5 protein-coding genes and 1 pseudogene are annotated in these 6,332 nt (G+C 42.5%); 2 read left to right on the top strand and 4 right to left on the bottom strand.

Annotated features, from left to right (window positions below):
* Positions 1–40 precede the first annotated feature (40 nt).
* Both gor and LC574_RS21335 read right to left on the bottom strand, forming a co-directional pair.
* Positions 41–1,417, bottom strand: a complete 1,377-nt coding sequence (gene gor / locus LC574_RS21330; protein WP_229455480.1) for a glutathione-disulfide reductase — start codon at positions 1,415–1,417, stop codon at positions 41–43.
* A gap of 264 nt (positions 1,418–1,681) precedes the next feature.
* Positions 1,682–2,977 (bottom strand): FecR family protein, encoded by a 1,296-nt coding sequence (locus tag LC574_RS21335; RefSeq protein ID WP_229455481.1) that lies wholly within the window; start codon positions 2,975–2,977, stop codon positions 1,682–1,684.
* Between the two features lie 785 nt (positions 2,978–3,762).
* On the opposite strand from LC574_RS21335, the gene LC574_RS21340 reads away from it, so the two are divergent.
* Complete coding sequence (locus LC574_RS21340) at positions 3,763–4,833, top strand: hypothetical protein (protein ID WP_306422146.1); 1,071 nt, start codon at positions 3,763–3,765, stop codon at positions 4,831–4,833.
* A 173-nt stretch (positions 4,834–5,006) separates the two neighbouring features.
* Here the strand turns inward: LC574_RS21340 and LC574_RS21345 are convergent, their stop codons facing one another.
* Positions 5,007–5,825: a sulfurtransferase gene (locus LC574_RS21345; protein ID WP_229455488.1), complete on the bottom strand. Its 819-nt coding sequence runs from the start codon at positions 5,823–5,825 to the stop codon at positions 5,007–5,009.
* On the bottom strand, positions 5,782–5,940 hold the full coding sequence (locus LC574_RS21350; RefSeq protein WP_229455484.1) for a hypothetical protein: 159 nt from the start codon (positions 5,938–5,940) through the stop codon (positions 5,782–5,784). The genes LC574_RS21345 and LC574_RS21350 overlap by 44 nt, the downstream gene beginning before the upstream one ends.
* Positions 5,941–5,987: 47 nt before the next feature.
* Between LC574_RS21350 and LC574_RS21355 the strand changes: the two are divergent.
* Positions 5,988–6,332: pseudogene (locus tag LC574_RS21355) on the top strand (hypothetical protein); the annotation flags it as partial.

Below are 6,332 nucleotides of genomic sequence, written 5' to 3' on the forward strand. Positions count from 1 at the left end.
CCTCCGATCAGAACTTTGTAAGAGAGGACAAATTACCTAGTTATCGCATTGTGACAAATTCTTCCGCTACTGAGGGATGGATACCAACGGTGGCGTCAAAGTCTTTTTTAGTTGCACCCATCTTCAGTGCGATCGCTACACCTTGAATTATCTCAGCTGCATTTTCACCCACCATGTGAGCGCCTAGCACTTTGTCAGTGTTGCTATCAACCACCAACTTCATCATTGTCTTCTCTTGCTTACCAGTCAAACTATAGTACATGGGGCGAAAGCGAGTGTGAAAAATTTTGACGGCATCACCGAGTTTTTCTCGTGCTTCGGCTTCAGTCCAGCCGACTGTAGCGGCTTCTGGGGTAGAAAATATGGCTGTGGGAACAGTTTCGTGACTGAATTCGCGGCGGTTATTGCCGAATTCACTATCTGCAAAGGCGCGACCTTCACCAATGGCGACGGGAGTTAAATTGATTCGGTCTGTGACATCGCCAACGGCAAAGATATTGGGTTGATTAGTTTGACTATATTCATTGACTGCGATCGCATTTGTGGTACTGTACCCTGGCCCTTCTATAGAACTGGGGACGACATCAACCCCAGCGTTTTCTAAACCTAGTCCATCTACGTTGGGAGTTCGACCAGTCGCCACTAAAAACACGTCGGCAATTACTGGTTCTTGGTCTTCCCCTGATAAAGTCAGTTTAAAACCTTCCGGTACGCGTTCAATTGTTTTTACCACATTATTCTTAATCAGCCGAATTCCGTGGTTCGTCATCCCCTCTTCAATTTCTGTACGGATGTCCTCATCAAACCCCTTCAAAATCTTTTCACCTCTGGTAATTTGTGTCACATCGGAACCCAAACCACGCATGATACAGGCAAATTCTGTGCCAATATAACCAGCGCCAAGAATGACGATGTGTTTTGGTTGTTCTTTTAAATGAAAGATTTCGTTAGAGGTAATGCCATATTCCATCCCTGGTAAATCTGGTTTGATGGGACGCCCACCAACAGCAATTAAAATTTTATCTGCTGTAACTTTGCGTCCATCCACTTCTACTGTATGAGTGTCTACCAATGTGGCGCGACCAGAAATTAGTTCTACTCCCGCCTTTTCTAAAAAGCTGATATGTAGTTGCGATAGTCGCCGAACTTCCTTATCTATAGATGTAATGAAATATTCCCAGTCTAACTCAGCATTATCTACTTTCCAGCCATAGCCTGAAGCTTCACTGAATAGTGCAGGAAAGTGAGAGCCATAGACCATGAGTTTTTTGGGAACGCAACCGCGAATCACACAAGTGCCACCAACTAAATCATATTCAGCGATCGCCACTTTTGCCCCATAGCTAGCCGCCCGTTTGGAAGCCGCCAAACCTCCAGAACCCGCACCAATTACAAACAGGTCGTAATCAAAAGTCATAAATTTATGTTCTCTCTAGCAAAAAGTTAGTTCCTGGAAACTTACACAGAAAAAGTCATTGAACTATATAAGGATATCCGGTGAACCCTGTGTAAGTCCTGTCCTTAGATTTAATCTAGCGTTAGCAGATGTTATCTGGTCGTAGGGAATATCACTTTTTGCTTCTGCGTTGGAGCAGCTAAGTCCCACAGTACTTACGCAATATTATGATAAAACGAACCGCGTTCGGCATTCGCAGAGCATCTTGTACCCCCATTAGCAGTTTTATGTGCTTGGAAGGTCTGTTGGGGTTACAGGTGTTGGCTCAGTTGGGGTTACAGGTGTTGGCTCAGTTGGGGTTACAGGTGTTGGCTCAGTTGGGGTTACAGGTGTTGGCTCAGTTGGGGTTACAGGTGTTGGCTCAGTTGGGGTTACAGGTGTTGGCTCAGTTGGGGTTACAGGTGTTGGCTCAGTTGGGGTTACAGGTGTTGGCTCAGTTGGGGTTACAGGTGTTGGCTCAGTTGGGGTTACAGGTGTTGGCTCAGTTGGGATTACAGGTGTTGGCTCAGTTGGGCTGATTGGTAATGTGTTATTTTGTGGATTTTTATTTGTCGGGTTTTCTGTTGAGGAGTTTTGAGGTGTTGTTAGGTTTGGACTAGAATCAACACTAACGTTACTATTTTCAGTGTTTATCTTAGTGCTGTTACCACTTACACTCTGCTGGTTAGTATTTGTTGAGGCTTGTCCTGTTTTCTCTGAATCTGAAGAGTTTGCTGAGGAATTGTCTTTGATAACATCATTACTACTAGGCGAATTTGAAAGACTAGGAGTTAGCTGCACAAAAGAGGGGTTTTCAATTACTCCCTCGCCTTTTATCGGTGGCTGTGCTTCCAAAGCCGCAGTAGTTTCGGCTTGGACACTGGTGATTGCTGGATCAGGTGTAGCCACAGGACTTTGCCTGTTCAAATCAAGTTCCCGAACCATTTCGCTTGTTTCATAAAAATTTCTCAGATCAAAATCATATAAGTTCTGAAATTCCCCTTTAATTAGAATTATCATCTGCCCTGCTTCCAGCACCTTAGTTTCACCTTCCTTGTTAGAAACTTCAATGCCGCTATTTGTCAGCGCACCCACAATCGTGGTGTCTGTTTGTTGGTCGTAGCGTACAAATAATGCTGAACCACGAATTGCTGCTGCTGCACTTGGCGTTTGTATACGTGTTTGCCCCCTTCCTGGTGGGATGAGCAGCAACACAGTCCCATTTGACAGTTTAAAGTCACGAGTCTTCGGCAAAAATTGAAATAACGCCTGTTCTCCAACTCGTGCCAAAGAGCCATCATTGAAACGCAAATCTGCTAGGGAAGCTCGACCAGTTGACAGCCCGTCCCCAGGAGTGATTGCATCTAATTTGCGTGCAGGACGTTTATTCAGTTTATCTTTGGGTATCAGTTGTACCATGTTGCGGAGGTTTTGAATCTCTCCTCGCGTCAAAGGGGTTATGGCACTTACCTTATTTGGCAAAGGCACTACTAGAACTCCCCATAAAGCAATCACTAACAATGGAAACGATTTATAAAACATAATTTGATAACTTTTAATTTTCAACTAATACCAAAAAAATTCAAGTTTGAAGCTGCTGATAATTTTTATAGCGATTTTATTTAGTAAATTTATTTGGACTTTAGCCTACATTTAATAGATAAAATGGACAACGAATAAATTATGTATTTAGTTGAATTAAGTTTTTTTATGAAACTGGCATTAAATACAATAAAGCCTGCGGCAGATTTCAAGGTTAGTACTTGCTTGATATTAACAATTAAATGAGGAGTACCTTACAGATAATCCATTCTAATCAGAACAGCTACAGGGACAAAAAGTTGTTAGGGATCTGTTGTAAAATGAGTCACTGCCTGTATTTCACTAAATTTGAGCATAAACTGTAACTATATCCGATCATCTCAGTTTTGCAAAAGAATCTGGGGAAAAATCCGAAAAGCGGCAATTTCAGTTTGTAGTTTTAGTATATACCTACAAAGCTAAGATAGATGTACTCAATTGTATATTCTGAGTCGGAACTTCCGATACAGCTTGTGGGTCTACATTTGCCAAAGGCGATAAACGCAATCTAACAGATGCGACTCAAAAAGTGGAAGAATTTGTTTTTTTGTATTTTGTTAGCTTCCAGTGGTGGAAGCTGGTGTTGCATTAGAGTATATGCGGCAGAATTTGCAAATACAGATATTTTGCATTCTAAAAATTTAGCAAGCACAAAGGTAAATTATCAGCTATGTCAGAACTTGGAACAAGAGGTAATTAACTCTTTGTGCAAGCAGTCCAGTGAGTCGCATCCTTTAAACTCGCAGATGCCGTTAAAAAAGCTGGCGCAGCAAACACCCGAAACTACTCAAGCCCCAGACACAACCGAAGAACCTGGGGATACTCAAAACCAAAATGACCCGCCACAGCTAGAATTGCAGCCAAGTGATTTGCCTGCATCTCCTCCAGACTCAAAAGAGGAACTGTTGAATGCACCTGAGATAAATCAGTCTCAAAGGCTAGAGAGGCTAATGCAGCTGCTACAATTGCCAAAACAGCCACCTGAATCTGATAGCGATCCCGAATTGGGGTTGCGGGTGCGGTTACGACCCTTAGAACAGCCTACTTTTCCACCAATAGAACAACCCGTAGTTAAGTTTAAACCTATAGGCTATCTACAAGGGCGTGTAGCCTACTTCCAGACGAGTAATATTTTTTCTTCAAATGATAGTCCCATAGAAGATGGTTTAATTATTTCTGGACTGACGTTAGCCTCTGCATATTTCCCTTTGGGAGCTAAGACTTATGTAAACGGTTCAATTGATGGCAATCTCATTCGTTATATCAATCAGTCACAATACGATTACAACCAGGTGAGATTTAATCTCAGTATTTATCAGCAACTGTCGCAGCGAATGTATGGAGAAGTTAGTTGGAGCAATCAACAGTTATTTCATGCCAACAACAGCGATCGCTTGGATAGCTTCAAAGCAGGCGATCGCTTTTTAAATGAAAATTCCCTGCAAGTGTCTTTGGGACGGCGAGATCCCCTAACTTCAAAATTAATACTAAATAGCTTTTACGAATTGAGTGTAAATTTTGCTGATCCCCAAAGTCGCGATCGGATAATCAATTCCTTTTGGGTGTCTCTAAACTACTACTTGCAAAAGCCTCTCCAGGTTGGTGTTAACTACCAGGTGAACTTTTCGGACTTTACACAGCGCGATCGAGAAGACCAATTTCATCGGCTATTCGGGCACTTAAATTACCGAATATCTGATACCAGCAATATGAATGTGTTGGCTGGAGTGAGTTTAGGTAGTTCAACCGCCGAAAATATTGATTTTGATGGCTGGTTCTTCAGTATTAATTACAGTTTGCAATTAGGTCGGTTTTGAAATTTGTCCTTTGTCATTTGTCCTTTGTCGTTTGTCAAAAACCAATAACCAATACTTCGGCTTCGCCCTTCTCTACGAGAGGCTGCGCCAACGGCTACGCTCAGGACAAGCTCAGTACAAGTGACCAATGACTAATGACTAATGACTAATGACTAATGACTAATGACTAATGACTAATAACTAATCCAATCACTCCAGCTACCAGCATAAAGTTTACCCTTGCTAATGCCAGCTAATTCTAAAGAAAGTAAATTTACGCAAGCAGTAACGCCAGAACCGCAATAAACCAAGATTTCTTCGGCTGTTTCTAGCTGTTCCCAGCGACGGCGTTGTTCTGGTTGAGGCAGTAGGTAGCCGGAAGAGTCTGTAACTTCTTGCCAAGGATAGTTGACTGCACCGGGAATATGTCCGGCAATTTTATCAATTGGCTCTCGTTCACCTCGGTAGCGATCGCTTTCTCTTGAATCTACCAATACTACTTCATGCCGATCTTTGCGGCTTTTGACCTCTGTAATATCTACCACCTTTTCTGTTTGTACTTGAGCTACAAACGTACCCATCCGGGGTTGAGGAACGACATCCGTAACAGGATACCCAGCTTTTTGCCATCCAGCAAAGCCTCCATCCAGTACTGCTACTTGCTCATGTCCTAGATAGCGCAAAAGCCACCATAGACGAGCTGCGAAGGCAAAGCGCGAATCATCATAAGCTACAACTAAACTTTTTTGGTAATTTACCCCAATCGCTGCAAATTTGTTAGCTATATCATTGGGGTTAGGTAAAGGATGTCTCCCACCATGTTTACCCACTGGACTGGAAAGATCCTGATTCAAATCTAAATAATATGATTCCTTTATATGACTTGTTTGGTAGTGTTGTTGCCCTAGTTGTGGATCGGCTAGAGAAAAGCGACAATCCACAATAACGACTTGCGGATCTTCTAGATGTTCAAACAGCCAAGCTGGCGAAACAACAAATTGAGGGTTGGGCATTGGGAATGGGGCATTGGGCATGGGGAATTGGGCATTGGGCAAAACAGTTCTGAGTAAATAAGTGAGATTCTCCCCACTCAGGATGGGCTAAACCATAGCTATCCGCTAACAGCACTCAGTACTCCTGAAGGGGATTAGTGATTATTTAGTTTTATTTGTAAAATGTCAGACTTAGAAAATTTTACACCTAAATTAACAGCAGATGGTTCTTTCACCTTTGTCTCTCAAGAGTTTGGTGAATCCTTTCACAGCCATTGTGGTGCCAAGCAGGAGAGTTTTTTTAAGTTTGTGGAACCTACTCAACTGACTACAGCCGCCCAAAAACCAGTTTTGCAACTATTGGATATTTGTTATGGTCTAGGATATAACACAGCTGCTGCTTTGCAGACAATTTGGGCAGTGAATCCTAACTGTTGTGTTGAAGTAATCGGTTTAGAACTGAATCCAGCAGTGCCACAAGCTGCGATCGCTCATCACTTGTTCGACAATTGGAACTGTAACTATATT

It is taken from the genome of Nostoc sp. CHAB 5715 (assembly GCF_020829685.1).
GTDB lineage: Bacteria > Cyanobacteriota > Cyanobacteriia > Cyanobacteriales > Nostocaceae > Nostoc.